We start from the raw sequence: 223 nt of genomic DNA, 5'->3' as shown, positions 1-223 counted from the left end.
TTGAATGTCGACATCAATACAGTTTTTCTTTTCACAAAATGGCAAGGCATAATCCGCCTTGGCCTCCTGCATATTGAGATAGGGTAAAACCTCAGCTTTCTCACCTGCTGCAGTATGCTGTTCAGTTGCCTGTGCTGAATCAGTTTCATTTTTCTTTGGATGATCACATGCCGTTAAAGCCATCATTCCAATCATTAAACTAACAGCAAAAAGTGGTTTTAAA

1 pseudogene is annotated in these 223 nt (G+C 39.5%); it reads right to left on the bottom strand.

The features are described from left to right. A pseudogene (locus B4H32_RS08450) lies at positions 1 to 186 on the bottom strand (hypothetical protein); the annotation flags it as partial. Positions 187 to 223: the final 37 nt, after the last annotated feature.

The organism is Acinetobacter sp. UBA2063 (assembly GCF_002333245.1).
Classification (GTDB): domain Bacteria; phylum Pseudomonadota; class Gammaproteobacteria; order Pseudomonadales; family Moraxellaceae; genus Acinetobacter; species Acinetobacter parvus.
This window is presented reverse-complemented; position numbering and strand designations above follow the sequence as displayed.